This window comes from uncultured Porphyromonas sp. (assembly GCF_915070105.1).
Taxonomy (GTDB): domain Bacteria; phylum Bacteroidota; class Bacteroidia; order Bacteroidales; family Porphyromonadaceae; genus Porphyromonas.
Window position 1 is genome coordinate 1 of record NZ_CAJZFJ010000005.1, and the last position, 15456, is coordinate 15456.

Genomic DNA, 15456 nt, shown 5'->3' on the forward strand with positions numbered 1-15456 from the left:
CCATGAACTACCTCGTCGAGGAATGGGGCGGTAAGTACCAGTGCCAGGAGATCTCGGCCAAGCAGGGGATCAACATCGATGCCCTACTGGAGAAGGTGCTCCTAGAGGCCGAGCTCCTAGAGCTCAAGGCGAACCCCAACCGCCGTGCCGTAGGGTCGATCATCGACTCCTCGCTAGACAAGGGACGTGGCTACGTAGCCAAGGTACTCGTACAGAACGGTACCCTACGTCAGGGAGATATCGTCCTAGCCGGGACGCACTACGGACGTGTCAAGGCTATGTTCAACGAGCGTGACAAGAAGGTCAATGAGGCAGGCCCCAGCGCACCTGTCCTCATCCTCGGTCTGGACGGCGCACCAGCCGCCGGTGAGACCTTCAACGTCATGGAGACCGAGCAGGAGGCTCGTAGTATCGCCAGCAAGCGTGAGCAGCTCAAGCGTGAGCAGGACACCCGCACGAAGAAGGGGCTTACCCTCGACGAGCTGGCTCGTCGTCGTGCCCTCGGGAACTTCCAGGAGCTCAATGTCATCATCAAGGGCGACGTGGACGGCTCTATCGAAGCCCTCTCCGACTCACTCATCCGTCTCTCCACCGAGGAGATCCAGGTCAATGTCATCCACAAGGGTGTCGGACAGATCTCCGAGAGCGATGTGGTACTTGCCTCTGCCTCTTCGGCTATTATCCTGGGCTTCCAGGTGCGCCCCAGTCAGGCAGCCCGTCGCCTAGCAGACCGCGAGGGTGTCGAGATACGTACCTACTCCATCATCTACGATACGATCGAGGATATCAAGTCCGCTATGGAAGGGATGCTCTCGCCTGAGATCAAGGAGAATGTCGTGGCTAATCTGGAGGTACAGCAGACCTTCAAGATCACGGGTGCAGGTACCGTCGCTGGCTGTATGGTCGTCGAGGGTAAGATCAAGCGTACGAACAAGATCCGCCTCATCCGTGATGGTATCGTCAAGTACGCTGGTGAGCTCGGCTCCCTCAAGCGCTACAAGGACGACGCTAAGGAGGTCGTCATGGGTCAGGACTGTGGTCTGAATATCGAAGGCTACAACGATGTCCAGGTCGGTGATATCATCGAGGCCTACGAAGAGATCGAGATCAAGAAGACCCTCGACTAATCCCTCCCCAACAGGGCTACCCAAGCCCCTATCCCTAAACAGAGGCGGTAGACTTCGTATGAGGTCTACCGCCTCTGCTCTTTCTTGCCCTTCCCTCCTATCCCCCTCGTATTCTCGTACCAATCATCGGTAGGAACTTGCTCCGAGGGATACTCTCTTCGGAAGCTTTCCCCCTTGGTACTTGGAGGAAGGCAGGACTTGAGACGAGGCACAGACACTAGGGCTGACGCATGATTTCTCTTGCACACTCCAGCCTTTGGATCTTCGGGGACATCATTTCATATCCCAGGGAACCTTAGCCCATCCCTAGAGATCCTACGTATTACCCCAAAGAAACAGACATACAAGCGAGCCCTACAGAGGATATACTTAGAGCGCACTTGTGTACACGCGTGTATACAGTTGTGTACACGTGGGTATACAGTTGTGTACACACGTGTACACTCATCTCTCCTCGGTAGGAGGTATTCGCTTGGCATATCTACACTAGGACACAGATACTTCTATCTTCGGCGTATGCTCCTTGACGACCTTGCCCTCGCACTATAGTGATTTCATGCGTCAGCCCTGGGAGAAATTGGGGAGGGCTACACTGAGATAGGTTTTTGGTTACCTTTGCCCTTGAGGAAGATGCTTTCCCCATAGCTCTAGCTTTCCCTCCATACCGAGGGGGAGGGTATGCTCAGCTGGTATATGCAGCGGGATAGAGAGCGACCCTTGATGACACCTAGTGTAGTGACCTTAGTTGTCAGATGGTATATGACCTATTGTAAGGGACAGCGAGGTCTCTCTCAGAGAGAAGGGGAGTGGCATACGAATCTGATGCACACACAATCATTATATGGAAGGATGAAAGATTTATTGATCCTATTATCTACAATTGCATTGTTTTGCTCCTGTACTTCAGGTACACCAGAGGTCCATCTTGCTTCGGGAGCACAGCAGGATCTCCCCCCGAACAGCTCATCACCTCAGCTTATCTTGAACCTCTCTGCCGAGGTTGCACCCTTTAGTCTCGCCACGGAGAGTGCGGGGGGTACAGATCAGCTACGGGGTACTACGGGGCGGTTCAATCCCTTAGATGCCTCTCAGCGCTTTATCTCGCTCTTTGCCCAAGCGGATCAGCCAGATGGGAAGACACTTTTGGCACACATCTACATCTATAGAAAGGATCATCCTAAGCAGGTGATCCATCACCTGCTCCCCCTTGTGGTATCTTCGGGTGGGAAGAATCTAAGCTTCCGTGGAGACCTTACTCTTAAGTCCCTTACGTCCCAGCAGGCTCTTATCTGGGAGGAGATGGTTAGAGATGAGCTGAGGGACTGTTACCTCTCTGCAGTCGTTGGCCTAGATGAGGAGGGGCGATTCACAAACAAGGGGGTACACAGCATCCCTCGCTGGGGAGATGCTTCGCCTCTTCCCGACAACTTCGTGGTGCTCACGAGCGAAGCGATCCCGCTTGTCTGGCACAGTGAAGAGGGGGGCAAGGGGGCTGTGGTGACCCCGATGGGGTATGCTCCTATCAAGTTCCGTATGCACGGCTATCTCATGGCGCTACGCTTCTACAATAGCTACCCTAAGACCATCATCAGACAACGGATCAGTGCAGAGAATAGCCTAGAACCAGATCTCGTCAGTGAGGGCGGTAAGGAGAAATACTTTCAGGCGCCCCGTCCTCCCTATGAGGTATGCCTTCTACTCTCGGGTGGGCTCTCTGCGACTTGGGATATGAGGGTGGACTTCTCTGATGGAGCCATTACTCTAAGACCTGATGAGGAATACCAAGCGGGGAAGTACTGGCGGCATAGGTATAGCCGTGCCTATGAGGGCAGGCCCGAAGGGGGACGACCGTCCTCTGATGGCCATCACTATGATTATCTGATCGCCAAGCAGGACAAAGGTACCTCCCGACTTGCCCTGCCTGTCCCTGTGATGTCAGGGGGCTTCGCTAAGTATCCCGAGGAGGATGAGGCGGTAGCTCTCATCTACTTCCCCGACCCCAATGATCACGGGGCAATTACCTTCGAGGGGGCTAAGTGGGAGGGCAAGCCTGCACCATTCTATGACAAGACCCCCTATACTCAGTACAGAGTGAAGACGAGAAGGGGAGGAAATAAACTCTATGTCCTTCCCCTAGAGGCGGGTGAGGCCAACGGCAATACGATCGAGAAGCTACCTAGGGCAGGAGCTCATAATAGGGTGTACTTCCAGACCTTCAATATTGCCCCTAACCCCTCCTCGACGACGCCGATCAAGGGTGACTCCGAAGCCCTCAGAGCAGACTATGCTGAGATCTACAAGGGTCTCAGCTGGACAAAGATCGACCTCCCTCGCTAAATCCCACATAGCCCTATCATATACTTATGGAGATGAAGACCCGATGTAAGCAACTCTACGAGATGCCCCGAGCACAGCTCTATCCCCTTCCACAGGCTCTACCTATCCTCGTTAGTTTCTCCCTAGATGGGATGATTGAGGATCCTGAGTATGACGATACTTGGGGGACGAGACGTCGGCGCAAGGGAATATTTGGGGAGCTCTAATCGTACTGGCTACATGATCCTCGCTCCTATATCTATTTATCCTTGCCCTGAGATGGGGGAGGCATTATGTCGGTATAGTCACACGTAAAGGATAATTAAACTACTTTTGTAGTGAATAAACGAGTTAGTCAGTCCTTATTAAATAAATCAGATTGCTCTATGACAATTGACCAATTCAACTTCGCTGGTAAGAAGGCCTTCGTGCGTGTAGACTTCAATGTCCCCCTCGATGAGCACTTCAACATCACCGACGATACCCGTATCCGCGCGGCTCTCCCCACTCTAAAGAAGATCCTTGCCGATGGTGGATCTGTCATCATCGGTTCGCACCTCGGCCGTCCTAAGAAGGTCGAAGATAAGTTCTCCCTCCGTCATATTCTTGCCCATGTCTCCAAGCTCCTTGGGGTGGACGTGAAGTTCGCTCCTGACTGTGTAGGAGACGAGGCTCGTGAGCTAGCTGCTAGCCTCAAGCCAGGGGAGGCCCTCCTCCTAGAGAACCTCCGCTTCTATGCCGAAGAGGAAGGTAAGCCCCGTGGTCTAGCTGAGGATGCCTCAGACGAAGAGAAGGCTGCGGCAAAGAAGGCCATTAAGGAGAGCCAAAAGGAGTTCACGAAAAAGCTCGCTGCTCTAGCTGACGTGTACGTCAATGACGCCTTCGGTACGGCTCACCGTGCACATGCCTCTACAGCACTCATCGCTGCTTACTTCGATGCTGACCACAAACTCTTCGGTTACCTCATGGGTAAGGAAGTAGATGCTGTGAACAAGGTGATGCAGGACATCCGCCGTCCCTTCACGGCTATCATGGGGGGCTCGAAGGTCTCCTCTAAGATCGACATCATCGAGAACCTCCTAGGCAAGGTGGATAACCTCATCCTCACCGGTGCTATGACCTATACCTTCGCTAAGGCTGCTGGTGGCAACATCGGGAACTCCCTCTGCGAAGATGACAAGCTCGACCTAGCTCGTGAGATCGTGGCCAAGGCCAAGGCTAATGGGGTGAACCTCGTGCTATCTACAGACTCCAAGATCGCTGATGCCTTCAGCAACGATGCTAAGACAGACTTTGCTCAGAACGACAACATCCCCGCTGGCTGGATCGGTATGGATATCGGTCCCGACAGTATACGTGCCTACCGTGAGGTGATCCTAGGCTCAAAGACGATCCTATGGAATGGTCCTACGGGTGTCTTCGAGATGGACAACTTCGCTGATGGCTCACGTGCCGTAGCCGAAGCGATCGCTGAGGCAACGGCTGCTGGTGCCTTCTCCCTCGTCGGGGGTGGTGATAGTGTCGCCTGCGTCAATAAGTTTGGCTATGCCGACAAGGTCTCCTATGTCTCTACCGGTGGTGGGGCTCTGCTCGAAGCCATCGAGGGTAAGAAGCTCCCCGGTATCGCTGCTATCGAGGACTAGACTTAGGTAAGACTAGTCTCCATTTATAGAGCTCCCCCGATAGCCCCATGAGGGCTGTCGGGGGAGCTTCTTTATTGTCTCTAGCTATGCAGGGTGGGGGATAGGTAGATATTACTACTTAGTTACTTTCAGGTAGATAGGGGCATAAATATCACCATTTGGAGGTATAGAATAGCGCCGTAAAGTGGGCTACCTTTGCCGTGCACTTCCCTTGGTGAGGAGACCATGGGGAGGTGTGGTATAGATATTCACTTACAAATCACATATCAAGATGAAGAAATCAATGCTCCTCGTAGCGCTCGCTACACTAACCCTTGGGATCACCTCCTGCGGTAAGGACACCCCTACCCCCAACCCCTCAAACGAAATTGTCAAGAGCGTCGTCGTCAATGCTACGGCCTATGACGAGTATGTCTACTTCTCCTTCGAGCAAGGGAAGGTAATCAAGAATGCCAAGTATACAGACGAGGCGATTAAGAAGGATAAGAGCTGGGACCTTGCCTTCCACCGCTATGAGCTACGTACCAATAGCGGTCTCTCTGGAGAGGGGAATGGTGGTGCATACGAGGTCGGTCTGCAGGACATCAAGACTGCAGTGACGATCCCTGCAGCGGATAAGTTCACCCCAGACAACCAGACGCAGGCACAGATTGTAAAGTTTGCACATGGAGACCCCAAGGCTGCTGCTCCTGTCCAAGAGAATCTCGCTCTCAATCCCATCCTCTCCACTATGAGGAAGGTAGAGGTAGATCCTGGGAAGAAAGGTCCTGATGGAAAGCCTGCTACGAAGACCGTAATTCTACACGAAGGGGCTATCGTACAGAACCTCGACAACCACGGTACATCTAAGCCCATTAGCTGGGTCACGGGCAAGGTCTTCATCGTACGTACTGCTACGGGCAAGCATGCTAAGATCAAGGTCGTCTCTCACCAAGAGCCCCTCGAGACCGCCAAGGGTAAGACCGCTACACCTGGGGTAATCCGCTTCGAGTACGTCTATCCTATCGACTAGTCTCAGCCACTAGTATTATAATCTCTAGCTCAGTCACTCCTGCCTCAGCTGTGGAGCGATATGCCTCCTACAGCTCTAGGGTGGGAGTGACTGAACGTTTCACCGAACACTGCACCACTTAGGTGTACGAGCTTTGTCATTGATGATCTATAGATATATATGGGTCACGCTACTGGGGCTACTCGCTCCTCTGTGTCTGAGTGCACAGACTGCAGTGCAGACGGCATCGCCTGACCCTACAGACTCCGTGGCTCACGATCATACACTCTCTGCAGTCGTCGTCACGGGGACGCAGACCCCTCGCCTGCTGAAGAAGCTCCCGATCATGACACAGGTCATCACAGAGCGAGACCTACAGCGCATCAACCCCCGCTCTGCAGCCGATGCCCTACAGATGTCTATCCCCGGGGTCAATGTCACGATGCACGGTGCACAGTACCGAGTGACGATACAGGGGATGTCGGGGGACTATATCCTCTTCCTCGTCGATGGGGAGAAGATCAGCTCTGAGGGGAATGGTGTCGTAGACCTCAATCGCATCGATATGTCCACCATCGAACGTATCGAGGTGATCCGTGGCTCAGCCTCTGCCCTCTACGGCTCCAATGCGATTGGCGGTGTCGTGAACTTCATCACTCGCCAGGGGCTCCGCCCCCTACAGGCGAATGCCTCTGTGGATGTCTCCTCCGAGGGGGTCGCCCGCTATGCGCTAGGCCTGCAGGTACGCCGTCAGGAGTTCAGCAGTACGACCTCCCTAGGCTACACCCATCAGGATCCCTATTCGATCAATATCCCTCAGAGTGACGGCTCGGTGGACATCACTCCTGCACGAGGACAGAAGACCAAGACCCTCGGACAGACCCTCCGCTATCGTACGCTGGACAGCCGTAGTGAGGTCTATGGCTACCTCCGCTATAGCTTCCGTGATCAGGATGAGCCGATCGTCACCCGACGCAATCACTACACTACGCACTCGCTTGGGGGGCGACTCTACCATGCCTTCAATAGTAGGCACAACGTCCGCTTCGACTACGCCAACGAACTCTATGACCGATCCGACTGGTTCGTCTACACCCACGACTATTCCCCTGTCTTCCTACAGACGGCTCATACGGCTCGCCTGCAGTACAACTATGGGGAGGAAGGGGCGACAAAGCTCTTTGCCAATGTCGGGGGGGAGGCCAACCAAGAGGCTCTGCAGGGCAACCGCTTTGACAACTTCCGCTCTACCTACCGAGCTGAGCTCTACTCGGGCTACCTACAGGCTGAGTATCGCCCTACTGATCGACTCTCCGTGGTCGGGGGGCTACGCTACGACCATCACTCCCGCTTCGGGGGGAGACTCTCTCCTCGGCTTACAGCCCTCTACTCAGTAGGAGACCTACGGCTCAGAGCTTCTTACTCGGAGGGCTTCCGCTCTCCTTCGCTGAAGGAACTCTACATGGACTGGGATCACCTAGGGATGTTCTTCATCAAGGGGAATACCTCTCTGCGCCCTGAGGTCAGCCGTATGATCAGCCTTTCCCCTGAATATCAGACACGGGAGCTGAATGTGACTATCCTAGCCTCCTACAACATCATTCAGGATAGGATCAGCCTCGTCGAGCAGTCCAATACCGACCAGCGCTATGAGAACCGCCCCGGTACGAGCAAGCTCCTCAATGTCCAGACCAGCATACGCTGGCGCATGCCTTGGGGGCTCAACCTCAACGCCGACTATGCCTACCTCAATACGATCGACCGCATACGCACCAAGTCTGGCATAGCACTCCCCTTCGCCTCCACCCGTCCCCATAACTTCACTGCCACCCTCTCCTATGATAAGCGGGTAGGGGATGGGACGATCTCGGCTAGCTATACCCTGCGTGGGGCTAGTCGTGTCACGACCGCCCAGTATAATGCAGATACGGATGACTATATCCCTGTTGTGCACCGAGCCTTCGCCCTCTCACGTATCGCCGTCACTGCTCTCTGGAGCAGTCGGGTACGTATCAGCATGGGGGTAGACAACCTCTTTGACTACATCCCCGAGAAGGTGAATGTCACGGGGAGCATCTCCCCAGGGCGGACGTTCTTCTCGACCCTTGCCCTCACGTTCTAGTCGTACTCTCCTGAGTAGGCTCATCGTGCACAAGTCATCTCCCTACCGCTATATAAGGGGATGATGTAGGAATGCCTTCGTGTCAATCCGATAGTTCATAAAGCCATCTCCCTGCCCACAGCAAATAAGGAGAAGCCTAACCAACGCTCCCGAGTAGGACGCATAGAGCGAACATATCAGCTGCCCAAGCTATTAGATGGATAGGGGACACCGAGCCCTCACTATCTACTAGCTTGGGCAGTCTCTATCTGTCCCCTCTGTGTGCAAATGCTTATCGATCCCACTAAGGTCTCTCCCTCCTCTCCCCACGCTCCCTGCCCTCGGCTCTGGGTCTTCAATCCCGGTCACGAGGAGGCTCTGCGTATTCCTCCACACCTGCGCTATACTCCGACGAGTGAGGTGCGTCAGATGCGCTATGACCTAGCTCCTCTGCTAAACCTGCTTGCTGAGCAGGGGGACTATATCTATCGTCCCGCCCTCACTCCCTCCGAGTCCGCTGTACTCCTAGACCATGAGGGGCATGTGACCTCGGTAGAGCATCTGCGGGGAGAGAGCCTCGAGGTAAAGCCGTGGGGGCTAGAGCCCCATATCCTTAGGGAGCTCCAGGAGGCTCCTCTACTGCAGGGGATAGACCTTCGTCTACCTCCCATTACCCCTACTTATCTGCAGATGGCTCATCGGCATGCTGCTCATGGACTCCTATCTAGGCTCGTGGAGCAGGGTGGATATCCTGCGGAGCTCTTACCTCGATGGGTGGAAGCTAGAGCCACCAAGGCAGAGACACAACGTGCCCTGCAGCGTGCCCTAGACGATAGAGCCCTTCGTGACTTGGGCTCACGGGAGGAGGTGCTCATCAAGCGTCCCTTCTCCTCCTCAGGGCGGGGTGTGCATCCCTTTCCTCGTCTCTATACCGAGCGACATCTAGAGGCACTCACTGGGAGCTGTCAGCGTCTCGGTATGATCAGCATCGAGCCACTCTGGCAGGTGAGGGAGGACTGGGCTCTGGAGTACGAACGTACGGCAGAGGGGAGGGTCGTCTTCGTCGCCTTCTCCCTCTTCGAGACGCAAGCTACGGGACGAGCCTATGCGGGCAATCTTCTCCTGCCTCAGATGGCTCTACGAGAGCGACTCACAGAGCACATCGGGGAGCGAGCACTAGCGGAGCTCATTCAGCTCCATAGCGAGTATCTCACCGAGGCCTTGGAGGACTCTGACTATGTGGGCTATATAGGCATAGACCTCTTCCTCTACGAGCAGGGCGGTGTCCTCAAGCTCCACCCCTGTGTAGAGATCAACCTACGTACGACGATGGGTGTACTGGCACACCTAGCCTATGAGCGTTACTTAGCTCCTCGGGCTAGCGGTCGCTTCCTCATCGAGTACGTGCCCCGCACCTCAGTTCCCGTGACGGAGGGCGATCTGCTCCTCACACCTTGGGACGAGGATGCGCTCTTCCGTGCCGTCCTAAGACCTTCCTAGTACCCACTCACATATCACACCTTTACTCTTCTAAGTCGAGGTGGAGGTTTGGTCGAAATTTCCCTGCTCTAACTTGCTCTGTATCTGATGTTACGAGAGGGGGTAAAACGCTCTCGGTAAGAGCGTCCTTGCGTTCTCGATAAGAGCGTCCATGTGCTCTTGGTAAGAGCGTTCATGCGCTCTCGGTAAGAGCGTTTTTGTGCTCTCGGTAAGAGCGTTCATGCGCTCTCGGTAAGAGCGTTTATGCGCTCTCGGTAAGAGCGTTTATGCGCTCTCGGTAAGAGTATTCTCGTTGCCTATCTAAGATGATGGTTATGAGCATGCTGAGTCCTCTATAGAGGGGCATCTCATGTCTGGTAGGAGGGCTGTCAGGATGTGTGATACGCTGGTCGTGCATTCGGGGTAGGAGGAGATAGCTGTGAGGTATGGGTGGGACGGCAAGGAGGGAATAGTCGCTAATTTGTTGTACATTTACCCTAAATATAATATGGAGTGCCCTATCAGCCCCCGTGGGGGAGGGTGGGGAACACAACTAACTAAACAATACTTCAGTATGAGCCAGATAAAAGAATTCATCAAGCAGAACGAAGGACGTTTCCTAGAGGATCTATTTGCCCTCATCCGTATCCCATCCGTGAGTGCCCAGAGTGAGCACAAGCCCGACATGCAGCGCTGTGCAGAGCACTGGCGTGAGCATCTGCTGAGCCTAGGGGTACAGACCGTCGAGATCTATCAGACGGCGGGTAACCCCATCGTCTTCGGGCACTACGAGAAGGATCCTTCCCTGCCCACCATCCTCGTCTATGCCCACTACGATGTGATGCCTCCCGAGCCACTAGAGCTGTGGAAGAGCGAACCCTTCGAGCCCGAGGTGCGTGATGGCCATATCTGGGCACGTGGCGCCGATGACGACAAGGGACAGTCCATGATCCAGGTCAAGGGCTTCGAGACGGCGATGGCACTAGGGCTGGTACACTGCAACGTGAAGTTCCTCTTCGAGGGTGAGGAGGAGATCGGTTCAACACATCTGGAGCAGTTCTGCCGTGAGCACCTAGAGATGCTACGTGCAGACAATATCATCGTCTCTGACACGAGCATGGTCAGCGCCGAGACCCCTTCGCTCACGACGGGTCTACGTGGCTTGGCCTACTGGGAGATCGAGGTCACGGGTGCCAACCATGACCTACACTCTGGCCACTTCGGTGGTGCGGTGGCGAACCCCATCAACGAGCTCTGTAAGCTCATCGCACAGATACAGGACAAGGACGGGCGCATCACCATCCCACACTTCTACGACGACGTCGTACCCCTCTCGGATGAAGAGCGTGCGATGATCGCCAAGATCCCATTCAGCGAAGAGGAGTACAAGAAGTTCCTCGACGTAGATGACCTCTTCGGCGAAGTGGGCTACCACACCCTCGAGCGTAATAGCTGCCGTCCTAGCTTCGATGTCTGCGGGATCTGGGGTGGTTACCAAGGCGAGGGAGCAAAGACCGTCCTACCCTCCAAGGCCTACGCTAAGGTCTCCTGCCGTCTTGTCGCCAATCAAGACCACCACACCGTCAGCGAAGCCTTCGTCAAGTATATCAAGCAGATCGCACCCAAGTACGTGCGTGTGAAGGTCACCCCCATGCACGGAGGTGAGGCCTACCTCTGCCCCATCGATCTACCTGCCTACCAAGCCGCCGAGGAGGCTATCGGCGTAGCCTTCGGCAAGCGTCCTCTAGCGGTACGCCGTGGGGGGAGTATTCCCATCATCGCAGCCTTCGAGCGGGTGTTTGGCATCAAGACGATCCTCATGGGCTTCGGTCTGGAGAGCAACGCTATCCATTCGCCCAATGAGAATATGCCCCTAGATATCTTCTACAAGGGCATCGAGTCCGTCGCCGAGTTCTACAAGATCTACCCCAAGAGATAAATCCTCCTGCATGTCCATACTGATCAAGAATGTCCTCCACGAGGACACCATCACTGACGTCCTCATCGAGGGCAACCGCATAGCTCGCATTGCCCCTAACCTCCCCACCCCAGAGGGTGCGGAGGTGATCGATGGGACGGACAAGGCTGTCATCCCAGGCTTCATCAACACCCATACGCATGCAGCGATGACCCTCTTCAGGGGCTACGGCGATGACCTACCCCTGATGGAGTGGCTCGAGGACTATATCTGGCCCGTGGAGGCCAAGATGACTGCCCACGATGTCTACGTGGGGGCTCGGCTGGCTTGTCTGGAGATGCTACGCTCGGGGACTACATGCTTCCTCGATATGTACATGCATCCACTGGAGACGGCTCGGGCTGTGGAGGAGCTGGGGCTACGTGCCCACCTCTCCTATACGCTCTTCGACCAAGGAGGGGCAGAGCGTGCAGCCCTTGATCGTAAGCGTAGCTACGAGTACTACGAGGCCTTCAAGGCCTTTAGTGACCGCATCACCTTCACCCTCGGGCCTCACGCTATCTATACGGTCAGTGGGGAGCAACTGCAGTTCTGCCACAAGTTCGCCGTAGAGCATAATGTCAAGATCAACCTCCATCTAGCAGAGACCAAGGGCGAGGTGGACGAGTGTGTCCGCCAGCATGGCTTGACGCCCGTGCGCTACCTCGAGAAGCTCGGCATCCTGAGCGAGCACCTGATCGTCGCCCATGTCGTGTGGGTGGATGATGAGGAGATGGACCTCCTAGCGAAGCATCGAGTGAGTGTCGTGCATAACCCAGCCTCGAATATGAAGCTGTGCAGTGGCTATACCTTCAAGTACGAGGAGATGAAGAAGCGGGGCATACGACTCGGCATCGGCACGGATGGTTGCTCTTCGTCGAACAACCTCGATATGGTCATAGCGATGAAGCTCGCTTCGCTCCTGGGTAAGGCTTGGCGGTTTAGCCCCACAGCGACCAAGGCTGCGGACATCTATCACTCCGCCACCATCGGCGGGGCAGAGATCCTAGAGATCCCTGCAGGACGTATCGCCGAGGGTATGCTCGCAGACCTCTCCCTCGTGGACCTCAACGTGCCCGAGCTGGTGCCTCTGAATAGTCTGACCTCCAACCTCGTCTACGCCACCTCCGGCAGTAGCTGTATCGACACTGTCATCATCGACGGCGTCATACGTATGCGAGACCGCTATGTCCCCGGCCAGGAAGAGATCATCGCCGAGGCAAGAGAAGTCGCCCGACGGCTATTCTCCCGCGGATAGATATACGCTATCTGAACCCTCTTATAGACCAGCCCATATAGCTTCTAGGCTATATGGGCTAGTTTGTATCCTTGCTTTTGCTATTCGTCTCTCCATAGACTGATTTCCATTTCATTGGCCATCGTATAGCCCCGTCTAACCAACTAATAGATTCGCTATATTTGTGATGAATTAATCATCATGTAGTAGCATCGCAGGTACAGAGTATAAGACACGACAAGTAAAGACTAGCTATGATCAAGAAAATAGATATTCCATCTTTTGGGCAATTTAAGGACTATAAGTGGGATCAAAAAGGACTGAAGGGGGTAGACTTCAAGCAACTGAATATCATTTATGGGAAAAACTACTCAGGTAAGACTACCCTATCAAGGATATTTGCAAGTATTGAGCAGGGATATATTACAGAGAAATATATCGAGGGAGCTTCCTTTAAACTAACAACAGAGGAGGGTGAGCTATCGGAGTCTACTTTATCCAACTCTTCACCCTATCAGTTCAGAGTCTATAACTCAGACTTTGTCAAGCGTAACCTAGCCTTCTTCTATGATGAGACGAAGTCCATTGAGTCTTTCGCTGTGATTGGCTCTACGAATAATGAGATTCAAGTATTGATTGACGCAATAAATGGAGAGCTAGAAGGTAAGGAGCAGGGTGAAGGAAAGCGTGCTATACTCCGTAGATATGCGATCAAGCTCCAGGAACTTGAGGAGAAGCAGAGGAGTGAGGTTGAGCATTGGGAGAAGCAGCGGAAAGATGAGGCTAAGCAGATAAAGCTGGATCCTCTGCTCTGGATGAGCAGGACTAAAACGTATAATGTCACTACGATAAATAAAGAAATAGAGGAGATACTTAGTGCAAGAGTAGAGGCGATTAGGCTGGATGCAGATATGATTTCGATGTATCAGAAGACAATCATGGAAGAGGTGAAACCAGAGATGAAGTGCCTACCAGATGAGATGCCACAGCTACAACAATTTATAGAGCGAGCTAGAGGCCTTGTAACAAAGGAGATCAATCTATCTAAGGTCATAGAGGCCCTAAGGGAAGAAGCTCGTCTAAATGAGTGGGTCGAGGCTGGATGCCACTTACATGAAGATGGGCATCAAGTCTGCAAGTTTTGTGGTAACCCTATCTCTGAAGCTCGCTGGCAGGGACTAAAAGAGCATTTCAGTAAGGATGCCTCTGAGCTTAGATCAGCGATCGATGCCTTACTCAATAAGCTGAGAGGAGCAAAGGAGGCTCTAGCAATATTTATTCAGGAGCGTGGTATCTCCTCTTCATCATTCTATTTCTCATTGGGTCATGATTATGCCACTTGGGAAGATGGATGGAATTGTATCAAGAGTGAGTATGGTCGGAGTATTGATGCATTGATACGACAACTTGAAGCTAGAAGGCAAGACCTATTCATGCCTCAAAAGTGGCATGAAGTCGCCGATCCATCAAGTAAGATACTTGACGGCATAAGGTCTCTTAATGAGCTGATATCAAAGAATAATATTTGGACTGAAAACCTTAATAACAAGAAGGAAGAGGCCAGTAAGCGTCTACGATACAACAGGATCCTCGATTTCCTAGAGAGGAGTGATGATAGTAAGAACAAGGAGATAAGGGATCGAGAGGTAAGGATTAAGGATCTCAAAAAAGTATATAGCGAGCTACATAAAGAGGTTGAGGATTTAGAGTGTGAGAAGCAGAGACTTAAAAGGAAATTGCAGGATGAAGGGAAGGCTGTAGAGGCTATCAATGCATACTTGTCGGAGTTCTTTCATTTAGATCACCTACACCTAGAGGCTCAGATCCCCATATCGGGTCGAGATGATGCTCATAGGGGTAAATTTGTTATCAAGCGGGGTGAAAAGATTGCACAGCAACTGAGTGATGGGGAAAGAAGCCTTATCGCTTTTTGCTACTTCATAGCCAAGATACAAGATGACCTTAATTCTGATGTTGCTGATAAGCTGATTATCTTCATGGATGATCCCATGTCAAGCCTCGATAGTACCCATATATCGGATATGTTTGACTTAATTGATACGATAATCTGTCATCCTCAGAAGTATCATCAGCTCTTCATTTCAACTCATAATCTTGAGTTCTTCAAGCGCATACAAGGACTTACCGCCAGGGTCGGCTCTCGCTGTAGTCTTAATGTGTATAGAGTGGAGCATCCTGCAATAGGTTCATGCAGTATGATCCAGGAAATGCCAGAGCTGTGAATGTATCCTAGGGTAGTACACTCGGAGGATTATGCCGATGTGTACACCTAGTCGGACTCTCGAATGTGGGCCTATAAAGAGAGGACAAGGAAATAGGTAATCTCGTTCTTAGAGGCCAAGTAATTGGATCACACATAAGGAATTCATCGTATTTCTGGTTAGCGGTAGGAAGTCTTATCTCAGGCTAAGTTCAACAGAAAGTCAAATCAACAAGTCTTAAAGTCACGAAGAAGGATACCCTGATTATCTCGACTCTCGTTTTGGTGCTACCATGATTAGGAGTCCAGGAAACGATAATTGGGGAGTAGCAGTCCTCTCTATATGGCAAATGAACTCGGGATTTGTTATATTTGCTATGCTCT

Annotated in this window: 10 protein-coding genes; all 10 read left to right on the forward strand. The window is 53.0% G+C overall.

What is annotated here, in order from left to right:
• Nucleotides 1-1127 (forward strand): translation initiation factor IF-2 (gene infB, locus QZ554_RS00970; RefSeq protein WP_297193551.1); only part of this gene is annotated, 1127 nt, incomplete at its 5' end.
• 885 nt (nt 1128-2012) lie between these two features.
• On the forward strand, nt 2013-3464 hold the full coding sequence (locus QZ554_RS00975; RefSeq protein WP_297193552.1) for a hypothetical protein: 1452 nt from the start codon (nt 2013-2015) through the stop codon (nt 3462-3464).
• A gap of 26 nt (nt 3465-3490) precedes the next feature.
• A complete protein-coding gene (locus QZ554_RS00980) occupies nt 3491-3670 on the forward strand; it encodes a hypothetical protein (protein ID WP_297193554.1) in 180 nt (59 codons plus the stop codon).
• A 159-nt stretch (nt 3671-3829) separates the two neighbouring features.
• A complete protein-coding gene (locus QZ554_RS00985; RefSeq protein WP_297193556.1) occupies nt 3830-5086 on the forward strand; it encodes a phosphoglycerate kinase in 1257 nt (418 codons plus the stop codon).
• Between the two features lie 271 nt (nt 5087-5357).
• On the forward strand, nt 5358-6098 hold the full coding sequence (locus tag QZ554_RS00990) for an HmuY family protein (RefSeq protein WP_297193558.1): 741 nt from the start codon (nt 5358-5360) through the stop codon (nt 6096-6098).
• Nucleotides 6099-6240: 142 nt separating this feature from the next.
• Nucleotides 6241-8199, forward strand: coding sequence for a TonB-dependent receptor (locus tag QZ554_RS00995; protein ID WP_297193560.1), 1959 nt, complete (start codon nt 6241-6243; stop codon nt 8197-8199).
• 267 nt (nt 8200-8466) lie between these two features.
• Complete coding sequence (locus QZ554_RS01000; protein WP_297193562.1) at nt 8467-9678, forward strand: hypothetical protein; 1212 nt, start codon at nt 8467-8469, stop codon at nt 9676-9678.
• Nucleotides 9679-10231: 553 nt separating this feature from the next.
• Nucleotides 10232-11596, forward strand: coding sequence for a dipeptidase (locus tag QZ554_RS01005; RefSeq protein ID WP_297193564.1), 1365 nt, complete (start codon nt 10232-10234; stop codon nt 11594-11596).
• Between the two features lie 10 nt (nt 11597-11606).
• Nucleotides 11607-12872 (forward strand): amidohydrolase, encoded by a 1266-nt coding sequence (locus QZ554_RS01010; protein WP_297193566.1) that lies wholly within the window; start codon nt 11607-11609, stop codon nt 12870-12872.
• Nucleotides 12873-13105: 233 nt separating this feature from the next.
• Entirely contained in the window at nt 13106-15094 is a 1989-nt protein-coding gene (locus QZ554_RS01015; protein WP_297193568.1) for an AAA family ATPase, read from the forward strand.
• Nucleotides 15095-15456: the final 362 nt, after the last annotated feature.

What these genes read in the sequence shown, in the direction of transcription:
- QZ554_RS00980 (WP_297193554.1), top strand. Translation starts at nt 3,491, where the DNA reads ATGGAGATGAAGACCCGATGTAAGCAACTCTACGAGATGCCCCGAGCA.
- QZ554_RS00985 (WP_297193556.1), top strand. Translation starts at nt 3,830, where the DNA reads ATGACAATTGACCAATTCAACTTCGCTGGTAAGAAGGCCTTCGTGCGT.
- QZ554_RS00990 (WP_297193558.1), top strand. Translation starts at nt 5,358, where the DNA reads ATGAAGAAATCAATGCTCCTCGTAGCGCTCGCTACACTAACCCTTGGG.
- QZ554_RS00995 (WP_297193560.1), top strand. Translation starts at nt 6,241, where the DNA reads ATGATCTATAGATATATATGGGTCACGCTACTGGGGCTACTCGCTCCT.
- QZ554_RS01000 (WP_297193562.1), top strand. Translation starts at nt 8,467, where the DNA reads ATGCTTATCGATCCCACTAAGGTCTCTCCCTCCTCTCCCCACGCTCCC.
- QZ554_RS01005 (WP_297193564.1), top strand. Translation starts at nt 10,232, where the DNA reads ATGAGCCAGATAAAAGAATTCATCAAGCAGAACGAAGGACGTTTCCTA.
- QZ554_RS01010 (WP_297193566.1), top strand. Translation starts at nt 11,607, where the DNA reads ATGTCCATACTGATCAAGAATGTCCTCCACGAGGACACCATCACTGAC.
- QZ554_RS01015 (WP_297193568.1), top strand. Translation starts at nt 13,106, where the DNA reads ATGATCAAGAAAATAGATATTCCATCTTTTGGGCAATTTAAGGACTAT.